Source organism: Duganella sp. AC237, from assembly GCF_979254035.1.
Genome location: NZ_CEEDEW010000003.1, coordinates 1 through 23354, shown reverse-complemented (window position 1 = coordinate 23354; position 23354 = coordinate 1). Strand labels below are relative to the sequence as shown.

25 protein-coding genes are annotated in these 23354 nt (G+C 60.1%); 22 read left to right on the top strand and 3 right to left on the bottom strand.

The features are described from left to right. Nucleotides 1-111: 111 nt before the first annotated feature. The 6 genes from AC0IYS_RS00480 (at nucleotide 112) to AC0IYS_RS00455 (ending at nucleotide 7058) form a co-directional block, all read left to right on the top strand. Nucleotides 112-882: an ABC transporter ATP-binding protein gene (locus AC0IYS_RS00480; RefSeq protein WP_471703346.1), complete on the top strand. Its 771-nt coding sequence runs from the start codon at nucleotides 112-114 to the stop codon at nucleotides 880-882. After that, nucleotides 882-1589 (top strand): ABC transporter ATP-binding protein, encoded by a 708-nt coding sequence (locus AC0IYS_RS00475; RefSeq protein ID WP_471703345.1) that lies wholly within the window; start codon nucleotides 882-884, stop codon nucleotides 1587-1589. Before AC0IYS_RS00480 ends, AC0IYS_RS00475 begins: the two co-directional genes overlap by 1 nt. Before the next feature lie 63 nt (nucleotides 1590-1652). Next, nucleotides 1653-2861, top strand: a complete 1209-nt coding sequence (locus AC0IYS_RS00470) for an ABC transporter substrate-binding protein (RefSeq protein ID WP_471703344.1) — start codon at nucleotides 1653-1655, stop codon at nucleotides 2859-2861. 140 nt (nucleotides 2862-3001) lie between these two features. Then, nucleotides 3002-3886, top strand: coding sequence for a branched-chain amino acid ABC transporter permease (locus tag AC0IYS_RS00465; protein ID WP_471703343.1), 885 nt, complete (start codon nucleotides 3002-3004; stop codon nucleotides 3884-3886). Nucleotides 3887-3895: 9 nt separating this feature from the next. Further along, nucleotides 3896-4870 (top strand): branched-chain amino acid ABC transporter permease, encoded by a 975-nt coding sequence (locus AC0IYS_RS00460; protein WP_471703342.1) that lies wholly within the window; start codon nucleotides 3896-3898, stop codon nucleotides 4868-4870. A 130-nt stretch (nucleotides 4871-5000) separates the two neighbouring features. Continuing rightward, nucleotides 5001-7058 (top strand): 3-hydroxybutyrate oligomer hydrolase family protein, encoded by a 2058-nt coding sequence (locus AC0IYS_RS00455; protein ID WP_471703341.1) that lies wholly within the window; start codon nucleotides 5001-5003, stop codon nucleotides 7056-7058. 24 nt (nucleotides 7059-7082) lie between these two features. Here the strand turns inward: AC0IYS_RS00455 and AC0IYS_RS00450 are convergent, their stop codons facing one another. After that, a complete protein-coding gene (locus AC0IYS_RS00450) occupies nucleotides 7083-8249 on the bottom strand; it encodes an iron-containing alcohol dehydrogenase (RefSeq protein ID WP_471703340.1) in 1167 nt (388 codons plus the stop codon). A gap of 122 nt (nucleotides 8250-8371) precedes the next feature. On the opposite strand from AC0IYS_RS00450, the gene AC0IYS_RS00445 reads away from it, so the two are divergent. The 14 genes from AC0IYS_RS00445 to AC0IYS_RS00380 all read left to right on the top strand — a co-directional run bounded on the left by AC0IYS_RS00445 (nucleotide 8372) and on the right by AC0IYS_RS00380 (nucleotide 21040). Beyond that, on the top strand, nucleotides 8372-9136 hold the full coding sequence (locus tag AC0IYS_RS00445) for a TSUP family transporter (RefSeq protein ID WP_471703339.1): 765 nt from the start codon (nucleotides 8372-8374) through the stop codon (nucleotides 9134-9136). Between the two features lie 165 nt (nucleotides 9137-9301). Continuing rightward, nucleotides 9302-11245, top strand: a complete 1944-nt coding sequence (mnmG, locus tag AC0IYS_RS00440) for a tRNA uridine-5-carboxymethylaminomethyl(34) synthesis enzyme MnmG (RefSeq protein WP_471703338.1) — start codon at nucleotides 9302-9304, stop codon at nucleotides 11243-11245. Then, complete coding sequence (gene rsmG / locus AC0IYS_RS00435) at nucleotides 11242-11892, top strand: 16S rRNA (guanine(527)-N(7))-methyltransferase RsmG (RefSeq protein WP_471703337.1); 651 nt, start codon at nucleotides 11242-11244, stop codon at nucleotides 11890-11892. The genes mnmG and rsmG overlap by 4 nt, the downstream gene beginning before the upstream one ends. Nucleotides 11893-12025: 133 nt before the next feature. After that, complete coding sequence (locus AC0IYS_RS00430; RefSeq protein WP_090324157.1) at nucleotides 12026-12796, top strand: ParA family protein; 771 nt, start codon at nucleotides 12026-12028, stop codon at nucleotides 12794-12796. An 18-nt stretch (nucleotides 12797-12814) separates the two neighbouring features. Next, the gene (locus AC0IYS_RS00425) at nucleotides 12815-13702 is read left to right on the top strand and encodes a ParB/RepB/Spo0J family partition protein (protein WP_471703336.1); all 888 of its coding nucleotides are present in this window, start codon (nucleotides 12815-12817) and stop codon (nucleotides 13700-13702) included. Between the two features lie 270 nt (nucleotides 13703-13972). Continuing rightward, complete coding sequence (locus AC0IYS_RS00420) at nucleotides 13973-14338, top strand: ATP synthase subunit I (RefSeq protein WP_471703335.1); 366 nt, start codon at nucleotides 13973-13975, stop codon at nucleotides 14336-14338. A gap of 20 nt (nucleotides 14339-14358) precedes the next feature. Then, on the top strand, nucleotides 14359-15165 hold the full coding sequence (gene atpB, locus AC0IYS_RS00415; protein ID WP_471703334.1) for a F0F1 ATP synthase subunit A: 807 nt from the start codon (nucleotides 14359-14361) through the stop codon (nucleotides 15163-15165). A 62-nt stretch (nucleotides 15166-15227) separates the two neighbouring features. Beyond that, nucleotides 15228-15506: a F0F1 ATP synthase subunit C gene (gene atpE, locus AC0IYS_RS00410; RefSeq protein ID WP_463453487.1), complete on the top strand. Its 279-nt coding sequence runs from the start codon at nucleotides 15228-15230 to the stop codon at nucleotides 15504-15506. 42 nt (nucleotides 15507-15548) lie between these two features. After that, complete coding sequence (locus AC0IYS_RS00405) at nucleotides 15549-16019, top strand: F0F1 ATP synthase subunit B (protein WP_090324147.1); 471 nt, start codon at nucleotides 15549-15551, stop codon at nucleotides 16017-16019. 2 nt (nucleotides 16020-16021) lie between these two features. Next, a complete protein-coding gene (locus tag AC0IYS_RS00400) occupies nucleotides 16022-16567 on the top strand; it encodes a F0F1 ATP synthase subunit delta (protein WP_471703333.1) in 546 nt (181 codons plus the stop codon). A 76-nt stretch (nucleotides 16568-16643) separates the two neighbouring features. After that, nucleotides 16644-18185 carry a F0F1 ATP synthase subunit alpha gene (atpA, locus tag AC0IYS_RS00395; RefSeq protein WP_463453489.1) on the top strand — a complete coding sequence of 514 codons (1542 nt, stop codon included), beginning with the start codon at nucleotides 16644-16646 and terminating at the stop codon, nucleotides 18183-18185. 60 nt (nucleotides 18186-18245) lie between these two features. After that, the gene (atpG, locus tag AC0IYS_RS00390; RefSeq protein WP_463453490.1) at nucleotides 18246-19121 is read left to right on the top strand and encodes a F0F1 ATP synthase subunit gamma; all 876 of its coding nucleotides are present in this window, start codon (nucleotides 18246-18248) and stop codon (nucleotides 19119-19121) included. 29 nt (nucleotides 19122-19150) lie between these two features. Further along, entirely contained in the window at nucleotides 19151-20551 is a 1401-nt protein-coding gene (atpD, locus tag AC0IYS_RS00385) for a F0F1 ATP synthase subunit beta (protein ID WP_090324137.1), read from the top strand. Nucleotides 20552-20617: 66 nt separating this feature from the next. Next, nucleotides 20618-21040, top strand: coding sequence for a F0F1 ATP synthase subunit epsilon (locus AC0IYS_RS00380; RefSeq protein ID WP_463453491.1), 423 nt, complete (start codon nucleotides 20618-20620; stop codon nucleotides 21038-21040). A 60-nt stretch (nucleotides 21041-21100) separates the two neighbouring features. On the opposite strand, the gene AC0IYS_RS00375 is transcribed toward AC0IYS_RS00380, so the two are convergent. Beyond that, nucleotides 21101-21439, bottom strand: coding sequence for a helix-turn-helix domain-containing protein (locus AC0IYS_RS00375; protein ID WP_471703332.1), 339 nt, complete (start codon nucleotides 21437-21439; stop codon nucleotides 21101-21103). Beyond that, nucleotides 21426-21734 (bottom strand): transcriptional regulator, encoded by a 309-nt coding sequence (locus AC0IYS_RS00370; RefSeq protein ID WP_471703331.1) that lies wholly within the window; start codon nucleotides 21732-21734, stop codon nucleotides 21426-21428. Before AC0IYS_RS00370 ends, AC0IYS_RS00375 begins: the two co-directional genes overlap by 14 nt. 139 nt (nucleotides 21735-21873) lie before the next feature. On the opposite strand from AC0IYS_RS00370, the gene AC0IYS_RS00365 reads away from it, so the two are divergent. Continuing rightward, entirely contained in the window at nucleotides 21874-22737 is an 864-nt protein-coding gene (locus tag AC0IYS_RS00365) for an alpha/beta hydrolase family protein (protein WP_471703330.1), read from the top strand. Continuing rightward, nucleotides 22734-23183 (top strand): MarR family winged helix-turn-helix transcriptional regulator, encoded by a 450-nt coding sequence (locus tag AC0IYS_RS00360; RefSeq protein WP_471703329.1) that lies wholly within the window; start codon nucleotides 22734-22736, stop codon nucleotides 23181-23183. The genes AC0IYS_RS00365 and AC0IYS_RS00360 overlap by 4 nt, the downstream gene beginning before the upstream one ends. Nucleotides 23184-23354 lie beyond the last annotated feature (171 nt).

The window sequence follows — 23354 nt, the reverse complement described above, 5'->3', positions numbered from 1 at the left end:
TAGCGTTAGATCAAAAGTAAGTAGTAGTTATACTGTATTGTTAGCTAATTTTTTACTCTGTATGATCTAAAAAAAATTTGTACCTTGAACCATAAAAGCAAGGGAGACAGGATGTCCGGTGTTATCTTGGAAACGAAGAACTTGACCAAGCAGTTCAGAGGTTTTACTGCGGTCAACGACGTCAATTTGAAAGTCCAGCGCGGTCATATCCACGCGCTGATCGGCCCCAACGGCGCCGGTAAAACCACATGTTTTAATTTGCTTACCAAATTTCTGGTGCCGACTTCGGGCCAGATTCTGTTCAACGAAAAAGACATCACCTCAGCGAAGCCGGCCCAGATCGCCCGCATGGGTGTGATTCGTTCGTTTCAGATTTCGGCGGTGTTTCCGCACCTGACGGTGCTGCAGAATGTCCGCATCGGATTGCAGCGCCAGCTGGGGACCAGCTTCCATTTCTGGCAAAGCGAACGCGCGTTAAACAAGCTCAACGATCGTGCGATGCAGCTGCTGGCCGAGGTCGATCTGACCGAGTTCGCCGACACCGTCACCGTCGATATGCCTTACGGGCGCAAGCGCGCTTTGGAGATCGCCACCACGTTGGCGATGGAGCCGGAGTTGATGCTGCTCGATGAACCGACGCAGGGCATGGGCCACGAGGACGTGCACCGCGTAACCGACCTCATCAAAAAAGTGTCGGCCGGCCGCACCATTTTGATGGTCGAACACAATATGAAAGTCGTGTCCGGCATCTGCGACAAGATCTCCGTGTTGCAGCGCGGCGCCATGCTGGCCGAGGGCACCTACGCCGAGGTCTCGCGCAACGCGCAAGTGATGGAAGCGTACATGGGCACCGAAGCCGCCGAGCTGGAAGGAGCCCATTGATGACGGCCGCCCTGCAAATCTCCAACCTGCAAACCTGGTACGGCGAATCGCACATTCTGCACGACGTCAACCTGACGGTGCAGCCCGGCGAAGTGGTCACACTGCTGGGCCGCAACGGCGCCGGCCGCACCACCACCTTGCGCGCCGTCATGGGATTAACCGGCGCGCGCAAAGGCTCGATCAAGATCAACGGCGTCGAGGCGATCGGTTTGCCGACGCACAAAATCGCCCACCTCGGCGTCGGCTATTGCCCGGAGGAGCGTGGCATTTTCGTCTCGCTGTCGACCGAGGAAAACCTGCTGCTGCCGCCGCAGTTGTCGACCGGCGAAAAGGGGATGTCGATCAAGGAAATCTACACGATGTTTCCCAACCTGGAAGAGCGCAAGCACAGCCAGGGAACCCGCCTGTCGGGAGGCGAGCAGCAGATGCTGGCGGTGGCGCGCATCCTGCGCACCGGCGCGCGCCTTTTGCTGCTCGATGAAATTTCGGAGGGCCTGGCGCCCGTCATCGTGCAAGGCCTGGCGCGCATGATCACCACCCTGAAATCGAAGGGCTACACCATCGTCATGGTGGAACAGAATTTCCGGTTCGCCGCGCCGCTGGCGGACCGGTTTTATGTGATGGAACACGGGCAGATCGTCGAGACCTTTGTTTCATCGGAACTGAGCGACAAGATGCCGGTGCTGACCGAGCTGCTTGGCGTGTAGATATTTACTTCATCGTTCTGTGACCATACAAATCTAAATCACGACTATTCGAACGGAGACAAAATGAAACTCAAAGCTATCACCATTGCCGCCACCGCCATCTGCGCGCTGGGGCTGTCCTTCGCCGCGCAAGCGCAAGTGTCCGGCGACACCATCAAGATCGGCATGATCACCGACATGTCGGGCCTGTACACGGATATCGACGGCGCCGGCGGCGCCGAGGCGATCAAAATGGCGATCGCGGACGCCGGCGTCGTCATCGCCGGCAAGAAGGTGGAGTTCATCTCCGCCGACCACCAGAACAAGGCCGACATCGCCGCCTCCAAGGCGCGCGAATGGTTCGACCAGCAGGGCGTCGACATGCTGATCGGCGGCACCAACTCCGGCGCCAACCTGGCCATGGCCAAGGTCGCCGCGGAAAAGAAAAAGGTCTTCATCTCGATCGGCGCCGGCTCGGCCCGCCTGACCAACGAGGAGTGCACGCCGTACACCGTGCACTACGCCTACGACACCATCGCGCTGGCGCGCGGCACCGGCGGGGCCATCGTCAAGCAGGGCGGCAAGAGCTGGTACTTCATGACCGCCGACTATGCGTTCGGCCAGTCGCTGGAGAAGGACACGGCCGATGTGGTCAAGGCCGCCGGCGGCAAGGTGATGGGTTCGGTCAAACATCCATTGTCGGCGTCGGACTTCTCGTCCTTCCTGCTGCAGGCGCAGTCGTCGGGCGCGCAGATCCTCGGCCTGGCCAACGCCGGCGGCGACGCGATCAACTCGATCAAGGCCGCCAACGAGTTCGGCATCACCAAGAAGATGAAACTGGCCGGCTTGCTGATCTTCATTAACGACATCCACTCGCTGGGCCTGAACCTGACGCAGGGCATGTACCTGACCGACGGCTGGTACTGGGACCAGAACCAGGAAACGCGCGATTGGTCGAAGCGCTACTTCGCCAAGATGAAGAAGTCGCCGTCGATGCTGCAGGCGGCCGACTACTCGGCCGCGGCCAACTACCTGAAAGCGGTCAAGGCCGTGGGTACCGACGACGCCGACAAGGTCATGGCCCATCTGAAGGCCAACAAGATCAACGACATGTTCACCAAAAACGGCGTGATCCGTCCGGACGGCCGGATGGTCCACGACATGTACCTGATGGAAGTGAAGAAGCCTTCGGAATCGAAATATCCTTGGGATTACTACAAGGTCGTGGCCACCATTCCGGGCGACCAGGCGTACGCCACCAAGGCCGAAACCAAATGCAGCCTGTGGAAATAAGCTGAGTTGTGCACATGGCCGGCGCAGCGCCACTCCGCGTGGCGAGGCGCCGGTCCGTTCCTTGTGTTTGTCCTTGTTCTTGTCTTTGTCCTCTTATTCCGCCTCGCCGTCCGGCCAGGTGCTCTTTAGACTGTGATCTCATGGAAATTTTCGGCTATCCCTTGAGCGTATGGATGAGCCAGCTTCTGCTGGGGCTGGTGAACGGCTCGTTCTACGCGATGCTGTCACTCGGCCTGGCCGTCATCTTTGGCCTTCTCAACGTGATTAACTTTTCCCACGGCGCCCTGTACATGATGGGCGCGTTCGTGGCTTGGATGGGGATGACTTATTTCGGTCTGAACTACTGGACCATGCTGCTGCTGGCGCCGCTGATCATCGGCGTGTTCGGCATCGTTATCGAAAAAACCATGCTACGCCATCTGTACAAGCTCGACCATCTGTATGGCTTGCTGCTGACCTTCGGCATCACCTTGCTGGTGGAAGGCGTGTTCCGCTCCTTCTACGGCGTTTCGGGCCAGCCGTTCCAGGTGCCCGACGCGCTCGCCGGCGCCACCGACCTCGGCTTTATGGTGATGCCGAACTACCGCGCCTGGGTGGTGGTCGCCTCGGTGGTGGTCTGCCTGGCCACCTGGTACGTCATCGAAAAGACCAAACTTGGCGCCTATTTGCGCGCCGGCACCGAGAATCCGAAGCTGGTGGAGGCGTTCGGCATCAACGTGCCGCTGATGGTCACGCTCACCTACGGCTTCGGCGTCGCTTTGGCGGGCTTTGCAGGGGTGCTGGCGGCCCCGATCATCCAGGTGCAGCCCCTGATGGGTCAGAACCTGATTATCGTCGTATTCGCCGTTGTGGTGATCGGGGGCATGGGGTCCATCATGGGTTCGATCCTCACCGGCCTGGGCCTGGGCGTGATCGAGGGCTTGACCAAGGTTGTGTACGCGCCGTTTTCATCGACGGTGGTGTTCCTCGTGATGGTCGTCGTGCTGCTGATCCGTCCCGCTGGTTTGTTCGGTAAAGAAAAATAGGAGGGGACGATGGACAAGAAAATTGGTTATACGATCGCATTGGCGATCGCCCTGGCGGCGCCGTTTGTCGGCTACCCGGTGTTCCTCGCCAAGCTGCTGTGCTTTGTGCTGTTCGCCTGCGCGTTCAACCTGCTGATCGGCTTCACCGGCCTGCTGTCGTTCGGCCATGCGGCCTTCTTCGGCGGCGCCGGCTATGTGGCCGGCAACGCGCTCAAGGTCTGGGGTTTGCCGACCGAGCTCGGCATCCTGGCCGGCGTCGTCGGCGCCGCCTTGCTGGGCTTGGTGATGGGCGGGCTGGCGATCCGCCGCCAGGGCATCTACTTCTCGATGATCACCCTGGCGCTGGCGCAGATGGTGTTCTTCGGCGCCCTTAGCGCCGGCGAGTTCACCGGCGGCGAGGACGGCCTGCAAGGTGTTCCACGTGGAAAGCTGCTCGGCGTGATCGACCTGTCCAACGACACCGCGCTGTACTTCTTCGTGCTGGCCATCGCGGTGCTGGCGTTCGCGCTGATCGTACGCATCGTCCACTCGCCGTTCGGCCAGGTGCTCAAGGCGATCAAGGAGAACGAACCGCGCGCCGTCTCGCTGGGCTACGACGTCGACAAGTACAAGCTGCTGGCCTTCGTGCTGTCGGCCGCGCTGGCGGGCTTGGCGGGCTCCACCAAGGTGCTGGTGCAGGGCTTCGAGACCCTGACCGACGTCCACTGGACCATGTCGGGCCTGGTGATCCTGATGACCCTGGTGGGCGGCATGGGCACCCTGGCCGGTCCGATCCTCGGCGCGGTGATCATTATCATGCTGGAGAACAAACTGGGCGACTGGGGCATCTACCTGACCCGGGTCACCGGCATCGAATGGTTCAACACCATCGGCGAAGCCGTCACCATGGTGATCGGCTTGATCTTCATCGTTTGCGTGTTGTTATTCCGCCGCGGAATCATCGGCGAAATCGTCGCCAAGCTCGGCAATAAGAAGCCTGCATGATCTAGCACAGACGCCGGGCGTTCTGCCCGGCGTCCTTTTCAAATCGAGAGTAAATTTTTTTATCCGGCCTTGGGCTGGATTGGGGGTAGTACGTCTGTTGCTTTGAGTCTTACTGGAAGAAGAGGATGACATGCATACGAAGAAAATCACGCTGGCGCTGGCTGGCATCGCACTGACCGCTTGTGGCCATCACCACGATGAGCCCGAAATCATCAACGAACGTCCGAGTTTTCTCGGCACCATCACCGCCAAAACCTACGACGGCGTCAGCGACGATTTGCTGACCGCCGGCCTGGGGGCGACCGGTCTTGCCGGCGCGCTGCCAGCCTACGCCGACCCCTTGAACCCCACCCCGGCGGAATTGCGCCGCAATGCCATCTACGCCAATTACAGGGCCATCCAGGACATCAGCTCGGCCGCCGGCTATGGCCGGCTGTACGGCCCAAATGTCGACGTCAGCGGCAACCCGACGACGGGCGAGGGCAAGATCGCCGGCAGCGAGTTCATCGCCTACGCGGACGACGGCACCGGCAGCAAGAATGTCACGCTGATGGTGCAAATTCCGGCCAGCTTCGACGCCAACAATCCCTGCATCATCACGGGCGCGTCGAGCGGCTCGCGCGGCGTCTACGGCGCCATCGGCACGTCCGGCGAGTGGGGCCTGAAGAACAAGTGCGCGGTCGCCTATAGCGACAAGGGTTCCGGCACCGGCCTCTACACCTTCGACGACGACAGCGTAAACCTGCAGAACGGCGCGCGGGCGCCGCGCACGGCAGCCGCCAGGAACTCCAACTTCACGCCGATATTGAGTGACGCGGACCGCGCCGCCTTTGCCGCTTCCAAGCCCGGCCGCATCGCCTTCAAGCACGCCCACTCGCAACAGAATCCGGAAAAGGATTGGGGCAACCACACGTTGCAGGCGGTCGAATTCGCGTTCTATATGCTGAACGAGCAGTATGGCCGCTACGCGCGGGACAACACCCACCACGTGGTGCGCTTCACGCCGACCAATACCATCACCATCGGTTCCAGCATCTCAAATGGGGCCGCCTCGGCCTTGCTGGCGGCCGAGCAGGATACGAAGGGCCTGATCGACGGCGTGGCCGCCAACGAGCCGCAAATCCAGCCGCGCACCGCGACCGGGTACTCGATCCGCCAGAACGGCGTGCCGGTGGCGGGGCAGGGCAAGTGGCTGATCGATTACTCCACCTACGCCGCGCTGTACCAGCCGTGCATCGCGTCCACGGCGGCGGCGCCCGGCCGCTGCACGGCGCTGGTGGCCAAGGGCTTGCTGACCGGAGCGGATCTCGCTGCGCAGCAAGAGGATGCACGCGCGCGGTTGAGGGCATACGGATGGCTGCCGGATTCCGACGTGTTGCAGGCTTCGCACGCGCTGACCACGGTGTTGGTCGCCGTGACCTACGCCAATGCCTACGGCCGCTTCTCGGTGACCGACCAGCTGTGCGGATTTACGTTTGCCCCGACCGATGCGACCGGCTCGCCGGTGCCGTTCACGCCGGCGCAGCGCGCCGCCAGCTTCGCCACGCAGAACGGCATCATCGGCACACCGATCTACGAGGCGTCGGTGGGCGGACCGAAGGCGTACAACGTCGGCGTCTCGCCCAGCACCAATCTAGCCGACCAGTCGCTTGACGGTTTCCTGTGCCTGCGCGCCTTGGCGACGGGCATCGATCCGGTCAACGGCAACGCGCTGACCGGCACCTTGGCCGAGCAGAGCGCGCGGGTGCGCTCAGGCGCGGCCGAGGTACTGGCGACCGGCAATCTGCATGGCAAGCCGGCGATCATCGCGGCCGGCCGTAGCGACACGCTGATGGTGGTGAACTTCAACTCTCGCGCGTACCTGGGCTTGAACGCGCTGGCCGAGGGGCCCGCCAGCAAACTGCGCTACATCGAGGTGTTGAACGCCAACCACTTCGACACCTTCACCAGCGTCTTCCCGCAGAACATCGTGCCGTTGCACATCTACCTGTTCCGCGCGCTGGATGCGATGATGGCGCACCTGCGCAACCCGAACGTACCTTTGCCGCCGTCGCAGGTGGTGCGCACGGTGACGCGGCCGGACGCGTCGACGCCGATGACCGTGGCCAATGTGCCGCCCTTCGTGCAAGCGCCCGCGCCGGGCAACCTGATCAACGTGAGCGGCACGACGGTGGATGTCCCGCAGTAAGGTTGATGTTGAAAGCGGCGGCGTTCACAACGCTGCCGCGTAAATCGCCCTCGCGTCGTCGCGCGTGACGGTGCGGGGGTTGTTCCCCAGAAGACGGGTCTGGAGCATGGCGTCATCCGCCAGTTGATCCAGATCCGTTTCTTTTATGCCGACCTGCTGCAAGGTCCGCTCTATACCCGTGATGGTCGCTATTTGTTGCATCGCAACAACCAAGGCTCCCGCGCGCGCCTCGATGCTGCCACTTGCTTCCGGCACGACGATCTCCGCCAGCTCCGCATACAGAGCCGCCGCTGCCGGCAGGTTAAAGCGCAGCACGTGCGGCAGCACCAGCGAATTCGACAAGCCATGTGGCACGTGGAACGTTCCGCCGATCGGGTAGGCGAGGGCATGCACCGCCGCCACCGGGGCATTGGAGAAGGCCTGTCCCGCCAGCATCGCGCCGAGCAGCATGGCCTGACGCGCGGCCAGGTTGCGGCCGTTCTCGCACGCGGGGATCAGGTTGGCCGACAGCAGACCCAGCGCCTTGCGCGCCAGGATGTCGGACAGCGGATTCTTTTTATGGCGGCTGGTGTAGGCCTCGATCGCGTGGACCATGGCGTCGATGCCTGTCGCCGCTGTGACCTGCGGCGGCAAGCCGAGGGTCAGCTCGGCGTCCAGCAACGCCATGTCCGCGTACAGCTGTGGCGCGACCACGCCCATCTTGGTGGTGGCGCCGGTCGTGACGATGGCGATGTTGGTGACCTCGGAGCCGGTGCCTGCGGTGGTGGGGATTTGTACCAGCGGCAGCCGATTGCCCTTGACGTTGCCGATTCCGTAGATGGCGCCGATCTGCTGCTCGCCGCCGGCCAGTACGGCGATCAGTTTGGCGACGTCCATCGAGCTGCCACCTCCCAGGCCGATGACGATGTCGCTACGGTGTTGGCGTGCTGCGGCCACCGCTTCCAGCACGATCTGCTCCGGCGGATCGGCCACGACGTTGGAGTAGATGCTGACGTCGATGCCGGCGGTTCGCATGCTGGCTGCCGGTGCGTCGACCAATCCCGTCTTGAGGAAGCCGGGATCCGTGACGAGCAGGGCGCGTCGGACGTTCGGGAAGCGTTGGGCGATGTGCTCGCCCAGTCTGTTTGCGGCGCCCAGTTCGGAGACGATGTGGGCGACGGTGCTGAAGGTGAATGCTGGGAAATCGTTCATGGTTGTGGTCCGTGATGTCGTGGATTTCACGTGAAAGCTTACAGGAAGGCGGACGGGGAGCGTCAGGTGCCCTGCTAATTTCTTCCGTACAATATGGCTTTTGCCAGTCGGGGTAGCGGGTCATGGTCGAGTATGCAGTGTTGGGTGTGGCGGCGTTCAGCGCCGGTTTGGTGGATGCGGTGGTTGGGGGCGGGGGACTGATACAGCTGCCGGCGATGTTTTCGATATTTCCCAACATGGCGCCGGCCACGATCATCGGTACCAACAAGCTGGCCAGCATTGCCGGCACCAGCGTCGCGGCGGTCAGCTACGCGCGCCGTGTCGCCATCGCCTGGACGGTCGCCGCCCCGGCCGCTTTCGCCGCGTTGATCTTCTCTTTCTTCGGCGCCTACACCGTCACCAAGGTTTCGCCCGACTTTTTCCGGACTGTCCTGCCGATTGTGCTGGTCGCTGTGGCCATCTACACCTTCGCCAAAAAGGACTTCGGCAGCGTACACGCCCCGCTTCACACCGGTCGAAAGGAGCAGACGCTGGCGCTGCTGATCGGCTCGGGCATTGGCTTCTACGACGGCTTCTTCGGGCCCGGCACGGGCAGCTTCCTGGTGTTCCTGTTCGTGCGGATATTCGGCTTCGACTTCTTGGGCGCTTCGGCCGTAGCCAAGGTTGTCAACGTTGCCTGCAACCTGTCGGCGCTGGTCTGGTTCGGCTACAGCGGCCACCTGATCTGGCAACTTGGCGCAATGATGGCTGTCTGCCAGATCGCCGGCTCGATCATCGGCACGGCACTGGCGATGAAACATGGCAGTGGCTTTGTACGCAAATTGTTCCTGGTTGTAGTGTCCATATTGATCGTAAAGACTGGATACGACGCCTGGATTCGTTGGTAGATTGTTTCACGTGGAACCAAAAAGGGGCGCTTCGGCGTCCTTTTTCCATTGTTTCACGTGGAACAATAACGCCGACACCACTAAAATATTTTGCCTAAAAAAGTCGCAGCCACCAAAAGACTTTATAATCGATGCTTAATCCCTTCGCTTTTACCCAATTCCATCATGTTATTTCCAACTAATTTCGACGTCATCGTCGTCGGCGGTGGTCACGCCGGTACCGAGGCGGCCCTTGCTTCCGCCCGCATGGGGCAGAAGACTTTGCTCTTGACGCACAATATCGAGACCCTGGGCCAGATGTCGTGCAACCCTTCCATCGGCGGTATCGGCAAAGGCCATCTGGTCAAAGAGGTCGATGCCATGGGCGGCGCGATGGCGATCGCCACCGATGAATCGGGCATCCAGTTCCGTATCCTGAACTCGTCCAAAGGCCCCGCGGTACGCGCCACGCGCGCCCAGGCCGACCGTATTTTGTACAAGGCGGCGATCCGTTCGCGTCTGGAAAACCAACCCAACCTGTGGCTGTTCCAGCAGGCCGTCGACGACCTGATGGTGGAGGGCGACCGCGTCGTCGGCGCCGTCACCCAGATCGGCCTGAAGTTCCTGGCGCCGGCGGTCGTGCTGACCGCCGGAACCTTCCTCGACGGGAAGATTCATGTGGGCCTCCAGAACTACTCAGCGGGCCGTGCAGGCGATCCGCCGGCGATCTCGCTGTCTGCCCGCCTGAAGGAATTAAAGCTGCCACAGGGCCGTTTAAAGACCGGCACGCCGCCCCGCATCGACGGCCGCAGCATCGACTTTTCGCTGATGACCGAACAGCCGGGCGACCTCGATCCGGTGCCGGTGTTCTCGGTGATGGGCAACGCCGCCATGCACCCGGCGCAAATGCCGTGCTGGGTTACGCACACCAACAACAAAACCCACGACATCATTCGTGCCGGTTTGGACCGCAGCCCGATGTACACCGGCGTGATCGAAGGCGTCGGCCCGCGCTATTGCCCGTCGATTGAAGACAAGATCCACCGCTTTTCGGCCAAGGAATCGCACCAGATTTTCCTGGAACCGGAAGGTCTGACGACCAACGAATTCTATCCAAACGGCATCTCGACCAGCCTGCCGTTCGACGTCCAGATCGAGCTGGTACGGTCGATGAAGGGCATGGAAAACGCCCACATCCTGCGTCCCGGCTACGCCATCGAATACGATTATTTCGACCCGCGCGGCCTCAAGGCCTCGCTGGAAACCAAGGCCGTCATCGGCCTGTACTTCGCCGGCCAGATCAACGGCACCACCGGTTACGAGGAAGCGGCGGCGCAGGGCATGCTCGCCGGCCTTAACGCGGCGCTGCAAACCCAAGGCAAAGAAGCTTGGACACCGGCCCGTTCAGAGGCGTATCTGGGCGTGCTGGTCGACGATCTGGTCACGCAAGGCGTGCTGGAACCGTACCGCATGTTCACCAGCCGCGCCGAGTATCGCCTGAGTCTGCGCGAGGACAACGCCGACATGCGCCTGACCGAAATCGGCCGCAAACTGGGCTGTGTCGGCGACGCGCAGTGGGAAGCGTTCGAGAAAAAACGCGAAGCGGTGGCGCTGGAACTTGAGCGTCTGCGTTCCACGTGGGTGAATCCACGCATCCTGGAAGCGGCCGAATCGGAGCGCGTTATCGGCCAGGCGATCGAGCGCGAGTACTCGCTGGCGGACCTGCTGCGCCGTCCGGGCGTCGAGTACGAGAAGCTGATGAGCCTGTCCGGCATCGACGGCAAGGATCTCGCCGGACCCGGCGTGAGCGACGAAGCGGTGCGCGAACAGGTCGAAATCCAGCTCAAATATTCGGGCTATATCGACCGCCAGACCAAGGAAGTGGAGCGCCACGAGCACTACGAAAACCTGAAATTGCCGGAAGGTTTCAGCTATCTGGACATCACCGCGCTGTCGGTGGAAGTGCGCCAGAAGCTGCACGCGCAGCGTCCCGAGACCCTGGGCCAGGCGTCGCGCATCTCCGGCGTGACGCCTGCGGCAATCTCGCTGCTGCTGGTGCACCTGAAAAAGGCCGGTTTTGGCGGCTACCTGAATGACAAAAATGCGCAGAAAGACGAGGCAGTTCAATGAAGGTGTTTGACCGTGTAGTTGTCGCGGATGTTTTAAAACAAGGCATCAAGGATCTGAAGCTGGACCTGACGGACGATCAAGTGGAGAAGCTGCTGGACTATCTGGCGCTGCTGAACAAGTGGAATTCGGTCTACAACCTGACGTCGGTGCGCGATCCGATGCAGATGGTGACCTTGCATTTGCTCGATTCGCTGGCCGCAGTACCGGCTTTCGCGGGCGCTAAAAACGTGCTGGACGTGGGCGCGGGCGGTGGCTTGCCGGGCATGGTGCTGGCCATCAGCCGCCCGGACATGAAGGTATCGATGATCGACACGGTGCACAAAAAGACCGCGTTTTTAAACCAGGTGAAGGCGGAGCTGGGCCTGTCCAACGTGACGGTGTACACCAAGCGCGTCGAGCAGCTGGAAGTGAAGACCAAGTTCGATGTCATCACCTCTCGAGCCTTTGCGGACCTGTCGGACTTCGTCAACTGGTCGGGCCATTTGCTGGAAGAGGGCGGACGATTCATCGCCCTGAAAGGCACCGCTCCAGAGGACGAACGGGAGCGGCTTCCGGAGCCATGGAAAGTACAGAAACTGGAGCCTTTGACGGTGCCTGGACTAGAGGCGGAACGCCATCTTGTATTCATCGAGGCAGAAACTCTATAAACGGTTTATATCGTATAAATCGTTTATACCGTATAAATAGTATAAATCGTTTATACGGTATAAATAGTATAAACAAATAATTTTAAAACGAGACCTCGGCGTCCGAAACCAAAAAGAGATCGATAAGAACTACATGGCAAAAATTTTCTGCGTAGCGAATCAAAAAGGCGGAGTTGGCAAAACAACAACGACGGTCAACCTGGCCGCCGGCCTGGCAAAACTGAACCAGCGCGTGCTGCTGGTGGACCTGGACCCGCAGGGCAACGCCACGATGGGCGCGGGCATCAACAAGGCGGGCCTGCCCGCGTCGACCTATGAGGTCATGCTGGGCGAGTCCGACGTCGCCACCGCGCGCCAGCGCTCGGAGCCGGGCAAGTTCGACGTGCTGCCGTCCAACCGTGAGCTGGCCGGCGCGGAAGTGGAGATGGTCTCGCTCGACAACCGCGAGCGCCGCCTGAAGGACGCGCTGGCCGCCGTCGACAAGGAGTACGACTTCATCCTGATCGACTGCCCGCCGGCGTTGTCGATGCTGACCCTGAACGGCCTGTGCGCCGCGCACGGCGTCATCATCCCGATGCAGTGCGAGTACTACGCGCTGGAAGGCTTGTCCGACCTGGTCAACACCATCAAGAAGGTGCACGCCAACCTGAATCCCGATCTGAAGATCATCGGCCTGCTGCGCGTGATGTTCGATCCGCGCATGACGCTATCGCAGCAGGTATCGGCGCAGCTCGAGCAGCACTTCGGCGACAAGGTCTTCAAAACCATCATCCCGCGCAACGTGCGTCTGGCCGAAGCGCCGTCGTATGGCCTGCCTGGCGTCACGTTCGATCCATCCTCCAAGGGTGCGCAGGCGTATATCGCCTTTGGCGCCGAGATGGTCGCGCGCATTAAAAAAATGTAACGTAGAGATTCCCACATCATGGCAACCAAAAAACTCAAGGGCCTCGGTCGCGGCCTCGAAGCGCTGCTCGGCGGCGACGGCGATCTGACCACGGCGGACGCCAACACCCCGTCCCAACTGAACGTCACGCAGATGCAGGCCGGTAAGTATCAACCGCGTACCCGCATGGACGAGGGCGGCCTGCAGGAGCTGGCCGCGTCGATCAAGAGCCAGGGCATCATGCAGCCGATCCTGGTGCGCCCGGTCGGTACCAATAAACTGACCGGCGAGATCACCTACGAGATCATCGCCGGCGAACGCCGTTTCCGCGCCGCGCAAATCGCCGGCCTGGACGTGCTCCCCGTTTTGGTGCGCGACGTGGACGATCAGGCCGCCGCCGCGATGGCGCTGATCGAGAACATGCAGCGCGAGGATTTGAATCCGCTGGAAGAGGCGCAGGGCATCCATCGCCTGATCACCGACTTCAGTTTCACGCACGAGCAGGCGGCCAGCGCCGTCGGCCGTTCGCGCAGCGCGGTGTCGAACCTGTTGCGCCTGATGAATCTGGCGTCGGCGGTGCAAACCATGCTGATGGCCGGCGATATCGACATGGGCCACGCCCGCGCGCTGCTGGCGGTCGACGCGGCCACGCAGATCAATCTTGCCAACATGGTCATCGCCAAACGGCTGTCGGTGCGCGAGACCGAAAAATTAGTGACCAAGACCTTGGAAGAACAGAAGGCGTCTCCAACTGAGGCGCGGCAGAAGGAAAAGTCCGGCGACATCGTCCGGCTGGAGGAAGAGCTGTCGGACAAGCTGGCCACGCCGGTGGTGTTCAAGATGGGGACCAAGGGACGCGGGCAGATGATCATCGATTTTGCCGACCTTGACATTTTGGACGGCGTGCTAGCGAGATTGCGCGCCTGACGACGATTCAACGCGGAACCACGTAGGGCGGATTAGCGAAGCGTAATCCGCCAAGCGCCGCCCGCGCCCAGGATTTTTGCCGCGAACTCAACAAAACGCCAAACATCCAACTGGTTCCAAAGTGGTGCAAAGCGTTTGGAAATGTTTATAAAAGCGTCTCATTCGCGCACAAAATGCTCTGCTGCGGTGCAGCAATGTTTGACGTGATACAGTAAAGACACATATAATCACGCGTCTTTGGGTTTTATCGGCTTTTTTTGGAGCTCGGCAGTGAGTAAATCAACGAGTCATTCCAAGCCGATGTTTAAAGTCGTCGCCCTCCAGTTGGCTATCGTCACTGGATTCGCCTTGCTCGCCTGGAACTGGGGTGGAGTACTCAAAGCTTGGTCGGCCGCCTATGGCGGAGCAATCGCAGTCATCGGGAGTCTGATGTACGCGATGATTGTTGCGGGCGGAACAAATGACCCCAAAAAAGTTTTCCGGTCGCATGTATGGGCTGAAGTAACGAAGATATTTATCACGGTAGTGCTGTTTATTGTGGCACTGGCGCTGTTTCAGTCGGCCTCTTGGTTATGGCTGATCTTGGGTTTCGCGGTGGCAACCTTGGCATACTGGTTCTCACTGCTAGCAATTTAATCACCAAAATCTAAACTTTTATGACCACAGAAAACGCTGCAGGGGCGCATACACAAGCTGCGCCGACCTCAATCGAGTATATCCAGCATCACCTGACCCACCTGAAAAGTGCCGATGGCATGTACAACCTGGACACGTTCTGGGTTTCGGCCATTCTGGGACTGATTTTCCTGGGCGTGTTTTACATGGCGTCGCGTAAAGCGAGTGCCGGCGTACCGGGCAAGCTGCAAAACTTCGTCGAAGCCGTCATGGAGCTGGTCAACGAAGTGGTCAATTCGGCCTTCCACGCCAAGAGCAAGGTCATCGCCCCGCTGGCGATCACCATTTTCTGCTGGGTTTGGCTGATGAACGCCATGGACTTCCTGCCGGTCGACCTGCTGCCCAAGCTGCTTGGCTACGCTGGCGTCCACTACCTGCGCGTCGTGCCTACCGCCGACGTCAACCACACTTTCGGCATGTCGTTCGGCGTCATGCTGTGCATTATTGGTTTCTCGATCAAAGCCAAGGGTCTCGGCGGCTGGGGTAAAGAGTTGCTGACCGCCCCGTTCCACGCGCATGGCTTCATGGCCATCGTGCTGGCGCCGGTCAACTTCATCTTCCAGATGATCGAGTTGCTGGCCAAGCCACTGTCGCTGTCGCTGCGACTCTTCGGCAATATGTACGCCGGCGAGCTGCTGTTCATTCTGATCGCTCTGCTGCCATGGTGGGCGCAGTGGCTGCTGGGTGGTCCTTGGGTTATCTTCCACATCCTGGTGGTGACCCTGCAAGCGTTTGTGTTTATGGCGTTGACTGTCGTGTATCTGAGCCTTGCGGTTGAGAAACATTAAGCAACTTAGTTTTAATCTTTTTAGTATCTGTAGTCTTTTTTAAAATCTTAGGAGAAATTTCAATGCAAGCTCTGATCGCACAAGTACAAAGCATGACCGTTCTGGCCGCAGCAATCATCATCGGTCTGGCCGCTATCGGCACCGCACTCGGTTTCGCAATTCTGGGCGGCAAATTCCTGGAAGCGTCGGCCCGTCAACCAGAACTGATGCCACAACTGCAAACCAAGCTGTTCGTTATCGCTGGTCTGCTGGATGCGATCTCGATGATCGGCGTCGGCGTTGCCCTGCTGTACACCTTCAGCAACCCGTTCCTGGCTGCCGTTATCTCCGCTGCTCAGTAATCCGCTCCACCCTAGGAGAAACTTTTAGTTAGGAGCAAAGGTATGGACATCAATATGTCTCTCATCGGCCAGATGATCACCTTCGCGGTGTTGGTCTGGGTATCGATGAAGTTCGTATTTCCATCGCTGAACGCAGCGTTGGATGAGCGTGCCAAGCGTATCGCTGATGGTCTGGCCGCGGCCGACCAGGGCCAGGCTGCGATGGTTGTCGCTGAAAAGCGCGCCGCCGAAGCACTGACCAGTGCACGCGAAGAAGCTTCGCAACGTGTTGCCGACGCCGAAAAGCGCGCGCAACTGGTGGCTGAAGAAATCAAAGCGAATGCACAAGCCGAAGCGGACCGCATCATTGCGCAAGCCAAGGCAGATGCCGATCAGCAACTGGCCAAGGCGCGCGACACGCTGCGCGCTCAGGTGGCTGACCTGGCTGTGAAGGGCGCCGAGCAAATCTTGAAGCGCGAAGTCAACGCCTCGGCCCACGCCGATCTGTTGTCGCGCCTGTCTGTCGAGCTGTAATCATGGCAGAAAACGCAACCGTCGCCCGTCCCTACGCGGAAGCTTTGTTCCGCGTAGCCCAAGCAGGTAAGGAATCGTTCAACCTCGCGGCGTGGTCCGAACTGGTGGCCGAACTGGCCCAGATCGGCGCCCACCCCGAGGTGCAAGCATTCGCCCGCAACCCGAAGACCTCGGCAAGCGACGTGAGCGCCGCCATTACGGCCCTGGTGAAGTCGCCTTTGAGCCCGGAAGCGAAAAACTTCCTGGCGATGCTGGTCGACAACGGCCGTATCAGTCTGCTGCCGGAAATCGGCGCGCAATTCCAGGCGTTGAAAAACGCCACGGAAGGCGCCGCGGACGCCGAGATCACCAGCGCCTTCGAGCTGAACGCCGCTCAAGTCGCCGAACTGATCGCGACACTGGAAAAGAAATTCAGCCGCAAGCTGAACCCGGTCGTGACCGTGGATCCGGCGTTGATCGGTGGCGTGCGCGTGGTGGTTGGCGATGAAGTGCTGGACACTTCGGTCCGCGCCAAGCTGTCGCAGATGCGTATGGCACTGGCCGCCTAAGGCGCAAGCCGGCGGACCCGCTTAGAACAGATTCTTCCCCTCGCGCAAGCTGAGAGAAACACTTTTAGGAGTTAGTATGCAACTCAACCCATCTGAAATCAGCGAGCTGATCAAGAGCCGTATCCAAGGCCTTGATGGCGGCGCTGAAGTACGCAACCAAGGCACGGTTATTTCCGTCGCCGACGGTATCGTCCGCATCCACGGCCTGTCGGAAGTGATGCAGGGCGAAATGCTGGAATTCCCAGGTAACACCTTCGGTCTGGCGATGAACCTGGAGCGCGACTCCGTTGGCGCCGTGATTCTGGGTGCTTACGAGCACATCTCCGAAGGCGACACGGTCAAGTGCACCGGCCGCATTCTGGAAGTGCCGGTCGGTCCTGAACTGCGCGGCCGTGTGGTCAACGCGCTGGGCCAGCCGATCGACGGCAAGGGCGCCATCGAAGCCAAGCTGACTTCGCCGATCGAAAAGATCGCACCGGGCGTTATCGCCCGTGAGTCCGTTTCGCAGCCGATGCAGACCGGTCTGAAATCGATCGACGCGATGGTACCGATTGGCCGTGGCCAGCGCGAGCTGATCATTGGCGACCGTCAAACCGGTAAATCGGCCGTGGCCGTTGATGCGATCATCAACCAAAAAGGCCAGGGCGTCACGTGTATCTACGTCGCCATCGGTCAAAAAGCGTCGACCATCAAAAACATCGTTCGCTCGCTGGAAACGCACGGCGCGCTCGAGTACACCATCGTGGTCGCAGCGACCGCGTCGGAATCGGCAGCGATGCAATACATCTCGGCCTACTCGGGCTGCACGATGGGCGAATACTTCCGCGACCGCGGCGAAGACGCACTGATCGTCTACGATGACTTGTCGAAGCAAGCCGTTGCCTACCGTCAGATCTCCCTGCTGCTGCGCCGCCCACCAGGCCGCGAAGCGTACCCGGGCGACGTGTTCTACCTCCACTCGCGTCTGCTGGAACGCGCAGCCCGCGTGAACGCCGACTACGTGTCCGCCTTCACCAACGGCGCCGTCACTGGCAAGACCGGTTCGTTGACCGCACTGCCGATCATCGAAACCCAAGCTGGCGACGTTTCGGCGTTCGTTCCAACCAACGTGATTTCGATCACCGACGGTCAGATCTTCCTGGAAACTTCGCTGTTCAACTCGGGTATCCGTCCTGCGATTAACGCCGGTATTTCGGTGTCGCGCGTCGGTGGCGCCGCTCAGACCAAGGTCATCAAAAACCTGTCCGGCGGTATCCGTACCGACTTGGCGCAGTACCGTGAGCTGGCCGCGTTCGCGCAGTTCGCCTCGGACCTGGACGAATCGACCCGCAAACAGCTGGACCGTGGCGCGCGCGTCACCGAACTGCTGAAGCAAGCCCAGTACTCGCCACTGTCGATCTCGCTGATGGCCGCTTCGCTGTTCGCAGTGAACAAGGGCTACCTGGATGACGTGCCGGTCAAGAAGGTGCTGTCGTTCGAAGCCGGTCTGCACGCCTACCTGAAGACTAAGCAAGCTGATCTGCTGTCGAAGATTGAATCGTCGAAGCAACTGGACAAAGACGGCGAAGCAACGCTGTCGGCCGCGGTTGCCGACTTCAAGAAATCCGGCGCATTTTAAGCGGCACGGGCGGTCCAGCTTAGGCTGAGACCGCCTTCAGCGCAGAAGGAGTAAGGACTCATGGCAGCAGGCAAAGAGATACGAGGCAAGATCAAGAGCGTAGAAAATACGAAAAAGATCACCAAGGCGATGGAAATGGTTGCCGCATCGAAAATGCGCAAAGCGCAGGACCGTATGCGCGCCGCCCGTCCCTACAGTGAAAAGATTCGCAATATCGCCGCTAATCTGGCCACCGCCAATCCGGAATACACGCACCCGTTCCTGGCAACAGAGCAACAGGACACGGCCAAGAAGGTTGGTTTCATCATCGTCACCACGGACAAAGGTCTGTGCGGCGGTATGAACACCAACATCTTGCGCATGGTGACGTCGAAAACCCGTGAGCTGGAAACAGCCGGCAATAAAATTGCCGCGGTGGCCATCGGTAACAAAGGGTTGGGGTTTTTGAATCGCGTAGGCGTTCCTGTCGTTGCGCAAGTAACGCAGATCGGCGATACGCCGCACCTGGAAAAACTGATCGGACCGGTCAAGGTCATGCTCGAGAAATTCCAGAACGGTGAGGTCGACGCAGTCTACCTGTGCTACACCAAGTTTATCAACACGATGAAGCAAGAGCCGGTGGTGGAGCAGTTGCTGCCATTGCCAGCCGCTAAGATGCAAGCGGACGCGGGTAATCACAACTGGGATTACATCTACGAGCCGGACGCAGCAAGCGTGATCGATGAACTTCTGGAGCGCTATATTGAAGCGCTGGTGTACCAGTCGGTGGCGGAAAACCTGGCGTCCGAGCAATCGGCGCGTATGGTGGCGATGAAGTCGGCAAGCGACAACGCCGGCAGTGTGATCGGCGAATTGAAGCTGATCTACAACAAGACCCGCCAAGCTGCGATTACCAAAGAACTCTCCGAAATCGTCGCCGGTGCGGCTGCGGTTTAAACGAATTAAACTATATAGAAGGAACGAACATGGCTGATGGCAAAATCGTTCAGTGTATCGGCGCTGTGGTGGACGTTGAGTTTCCCCGCAACGCGATGCCTAAGGTATTCGATGCCTTGAAAATGGAAGGCTCCGAGCTGACCCTGGAAGTACAACAACAGCTGGGCGACGGCGTGGTCCGTACCATTGCTCTGGGTTCGTCCGACGGCCTGCGCCGCGGCATGATGATCCAGAACACCGGCAAGCCGATCATGGTGCCAGTGGGCAAAGCGACCCTGGGTCGCATCATGGACGTGCTGGGCAACCCGATCGACGAGTGCGGCCCGGTCGCCCACGACCAGATCGCCTCGATCCACCGCACCCCGCCTGCATACGACGAACTGTCGCCGTCGCAGGACCTGCTGGAAACCGGCATCAAGGTGATTGACCTGGTCTGCCCGTTCGCCAAAGGCGGTAAGGTTGGCCTGTTCGGTGGCGCCGGCGTCGGCAAGACCGTGAACATGATGGAACTGATCAATAACATCGCTAAAGCGCACTCGGGTCTGTCCGTGTTCGCCGGTGTGGGTGAGCGTACCCGCGAAGGTAACGACTTCTACCACGAGATGGCCGATGCCAAAGTGGTCGATCTGGAAAACCCGGAGAACTCCAAAGTGGCGATGGTTTACGGTCAGATGAACGAACCACCAGGCAACCGTCTGCGCGTCGCGCTGACCGGCCTGACCATGGCTGAAGCGTTCCGTGACGAAGGCAAGGACGTTCTGTTCTTCGTCGACAACATCTACCGCTTCACGCTGGCCGGTACCGAAGTATCCGCACTGCTGGGCCGTATGCCATCGGCGGTGGGTTACCAGCCTACCCTGGCCGAAGAGATGGGCCGTCTGCAAGAGCGCATCACCTCGACCAAGACCGGTTCGATCACCTCGATCCAGGCCGTGTACGTTCCAGCGGATGACTTGACCGACCCGTCGCCAGCGACCACCTTCGGTCACCTGGATTCGACCGTCGTTCTGTCGCGTGACATCGCTTCGCTGGGTATCTACCCTGCGGTCGATCCACTGGACTCGACCTCGCGCCAGCTGGATCCGCTGGTCGTCGGTCAAGAGCACTACGACACCGCGCGCGCTGTGCAGGGCACCCTGCAGCGCTACAAGGAACTGCGTGACATTATCGCGATTCTGGGTATGGACGAACTGGCGCCGGAAGACAAACTGCTGGTCGCCCGTGCACGTAAGATGCAGCGTTTCCTGTCGCAGCCGTTCCACGTTGCTGAAGTGTTTACCGGCGCGCCTGGTAAATACGTTTCGCTGAAGGACACGATCAAGGGCTTCAAAATGATCGCTTCGGGCGAGCTCGATCACCTGCCGGAACAAGCGTTCTACATGGTCGGCACGATCGAAGAAGCAATCGAAAAAGCCAAGAAACTTAACTAATCGTTGAGCTAATCGTTGAGCGCGGTCCCGCCCCGGCGGGGCCGCAGCTAACCCGACAGGACACACATGGCAAATACTATTCACGTTGACGTGGTTTCCGCCGAGGAGTTGATCTACTCCGGCGAAGCCGAATTCGTCGCGTTGCCGGGCGAACAGGGCGAGCTGGGAATCTATCCCAAGCACACGCCGTTGATCACCCGCATCCGTCCGGGCGCGGTCCGCATCCAGGTACCAGGTCAAGCTGAGGAAGAATTTGTCTTCGTCGCCGGCGGCCTGCTGGAAGTGCAGCCGGGCGCCGTGACGGTGCTGGCCGACACCGCGATCCGCGGCAAGGATCTGGACGAGGCCAAAGCAACGGCCTCCAAGAAACGTGCCGAGGAAGCGCTGGCGAACAACACCTCCGGTATCGACTACGCGAAAGCGCAAGCCGAACTGGCGGCCGCGATCGGCCAACTGGCCGCGATCGCCAAACTGCGCGCCAAGCACTAAGCAACGCAAACTATCGGCTGCACAGCAGCACAGCAAAAAAGGCAGCCTCGGCTGCCTTTTTTATGGCACTAGTGTTTCTTGAGTCCGGTTCGCTACGGCGACCAATGCTTCGGGATGGTTGAGGGCGATGGCGATCAGGGTGCGTACGGCGCCGTCCGGTTGTTGACGCTCTTGTTCCAGCTCCGTGAGCTCACCTGGGGTGATTCCCAACAAAGCTGAGAATTGTTCCCGTGTGAGACCGGTATTTTCACGGGCCGCAATCAGCGGTGAGTACACGACCCGTCCCAGACCCGCCTTCATTTCCTTGCCCGCCTGTAGCAGCTCGGCGCCCAAGTTACGAGTCGCTTCGAAGACTTCCAACTCTTCGTCGCTGAGAGGCAATTTTCTATCCGTAGACACGGCGAATTTCCTTAAGTATCGCACTCGATAGATTTGCGGTATCGGCTTTGGCGTACAACGTCAGCAAGACAATTTCGCCGGCCGCTGAGCGCGTGAAATAAATAACGCTGACACCGCCAGACTTGCCTGATCCCATCCGTCTCCAACGCACCTTGCGCACGCCACCGGTAGCTGGCACCACCGTTCCTGCGTTGGGATGAGCTGCGATGAATGATGCGAAAGCCCCCCGCTCCTCCTCGCTCCAATAGAGAGGCCAGCGGCTTTGGAACATAGGCGTTTCGACGACGGTAAACATCGAACGACTGTATCTTCAAGAAGTATAGTCGTTTTAGGGCGGTATCAAAGATCCACCATCTTTTGCGCGTGATGCATGTGCTTGCGGCAGCATGCCTTGGATGCTATATTCGTTAACACGTTAACTATCTCCAGCCATCGTGGACAGCGAAAATATCATCATTAACGTGCCTGATGCGGGCACCATCTCCGGAACCCACTGGCCGGCTGACAATCCACGCGCACTGGTGCTGCTGCATCCGGCCACCGGCGTGCCGCAGGGCTACTACCAAAGTTTCGCCCGCTATCTGGCTAACCTCGGAATGAGCGTGCTGACTTACGATTATCGCGGCATCGGCCGCTCGCGTCCGGCCTCCTTGCGCGGTTATGACGTCAGCATGTCGGACTGGATCGATCACGACGTCCCGGCCGTCACGGCGTGGGCACAGGCGCGGTTTCCACAGTTGCCGCTGCTGGCCATCGGCCACAGCATCGGTGGCCACGCGATCGCCTTGTCGCCGTCGAGCGGGGCGCTGCGCGCGGCTGTGATGGTGGCGTCTCATGCAGGTGCCTCGCACACCATCAAGGGCTGGGCGGAGCGGCAACGGGTGCGTTTCATCATGCGTTTGCTCGCGCCGGTATTGGTCGTCCTCACAGGGTATATGCCTAACAAGCGTCTGGGTTTCGGCGAAGACTTGCCCGGGACCGCGATGACGCAATGGCGCCGGTGGACCACCTTGCCGCGATACTTCTTCGACGATCCGGCGATGGCGGCCGAATCGCGCATGGCGCAATTGCGCATCCCCCTGTTGGTGGTCAGCTTTGAAGACGACCCATGGGCCAACGCCCGCGCCGTCCAGATGCTGATATCTCCGCTGAAAAACGCGCAAATGGAGCGCTGGCACCTCGATCCGCGCGTAGCGGGCATGCCGCCGGTCGGCCACATGGGTTTCTTCAAGAAACGGTTCGAGCAAGAACTGTGGGGCAAGGTGGCGAATTGGCTACTGGCGGCGGTGCCCAAATGAGCGCGCCGTCGAAGCCGCCCCGGCTGGTCTTCCTGCTGAACCGCGCCCAGCGCGCGATTCAGAAGTGGATCGAAGGCAGCCCCGATTCATGGGAGGGCATTTCGTCGGCGCAGGTGGGGCTGTTGTTCCTGTTGACGTCGAAGGATGAGGCCTCGGTCGGCGAAATCGCCGAAGCCTTGCGGGTGGCGCCGGCGGCGGTCACCAACCTGTCCAAGCGCATGCAGGGCGCCGGCTTGATCGAGCGCGTCGCCGATGCCGCCGACGGCCGGCTGACACGTTTGCGTTTGACCTCTGCCGGAAAAGCCGCGAGTACGCAGTCGAGTATGGTCTTACAAGGCCTGAACGGTCAATTGACGAGCGGATTCTCGCAGGAGGAATTGGTCGTCGTCGCGCGCTGGCTGGATCACGCCGCGAAATTGTCCGGGGACGACTCGCCGGGCGTTTGAGCTGTCACAACGCCATTGCGGTCGCCGTGGCTAAAGTTGAAGTTCGATCAGCGTGTGAAGCGGCGCACGAAAAACGCGAAAGCGTTTCACGATAAATGCGAAAACACGTAACTTGGTTCGTTCCCGAAGGTTAAATACCGGCTGGCACAACTGAACGAAGTACAGGGCACA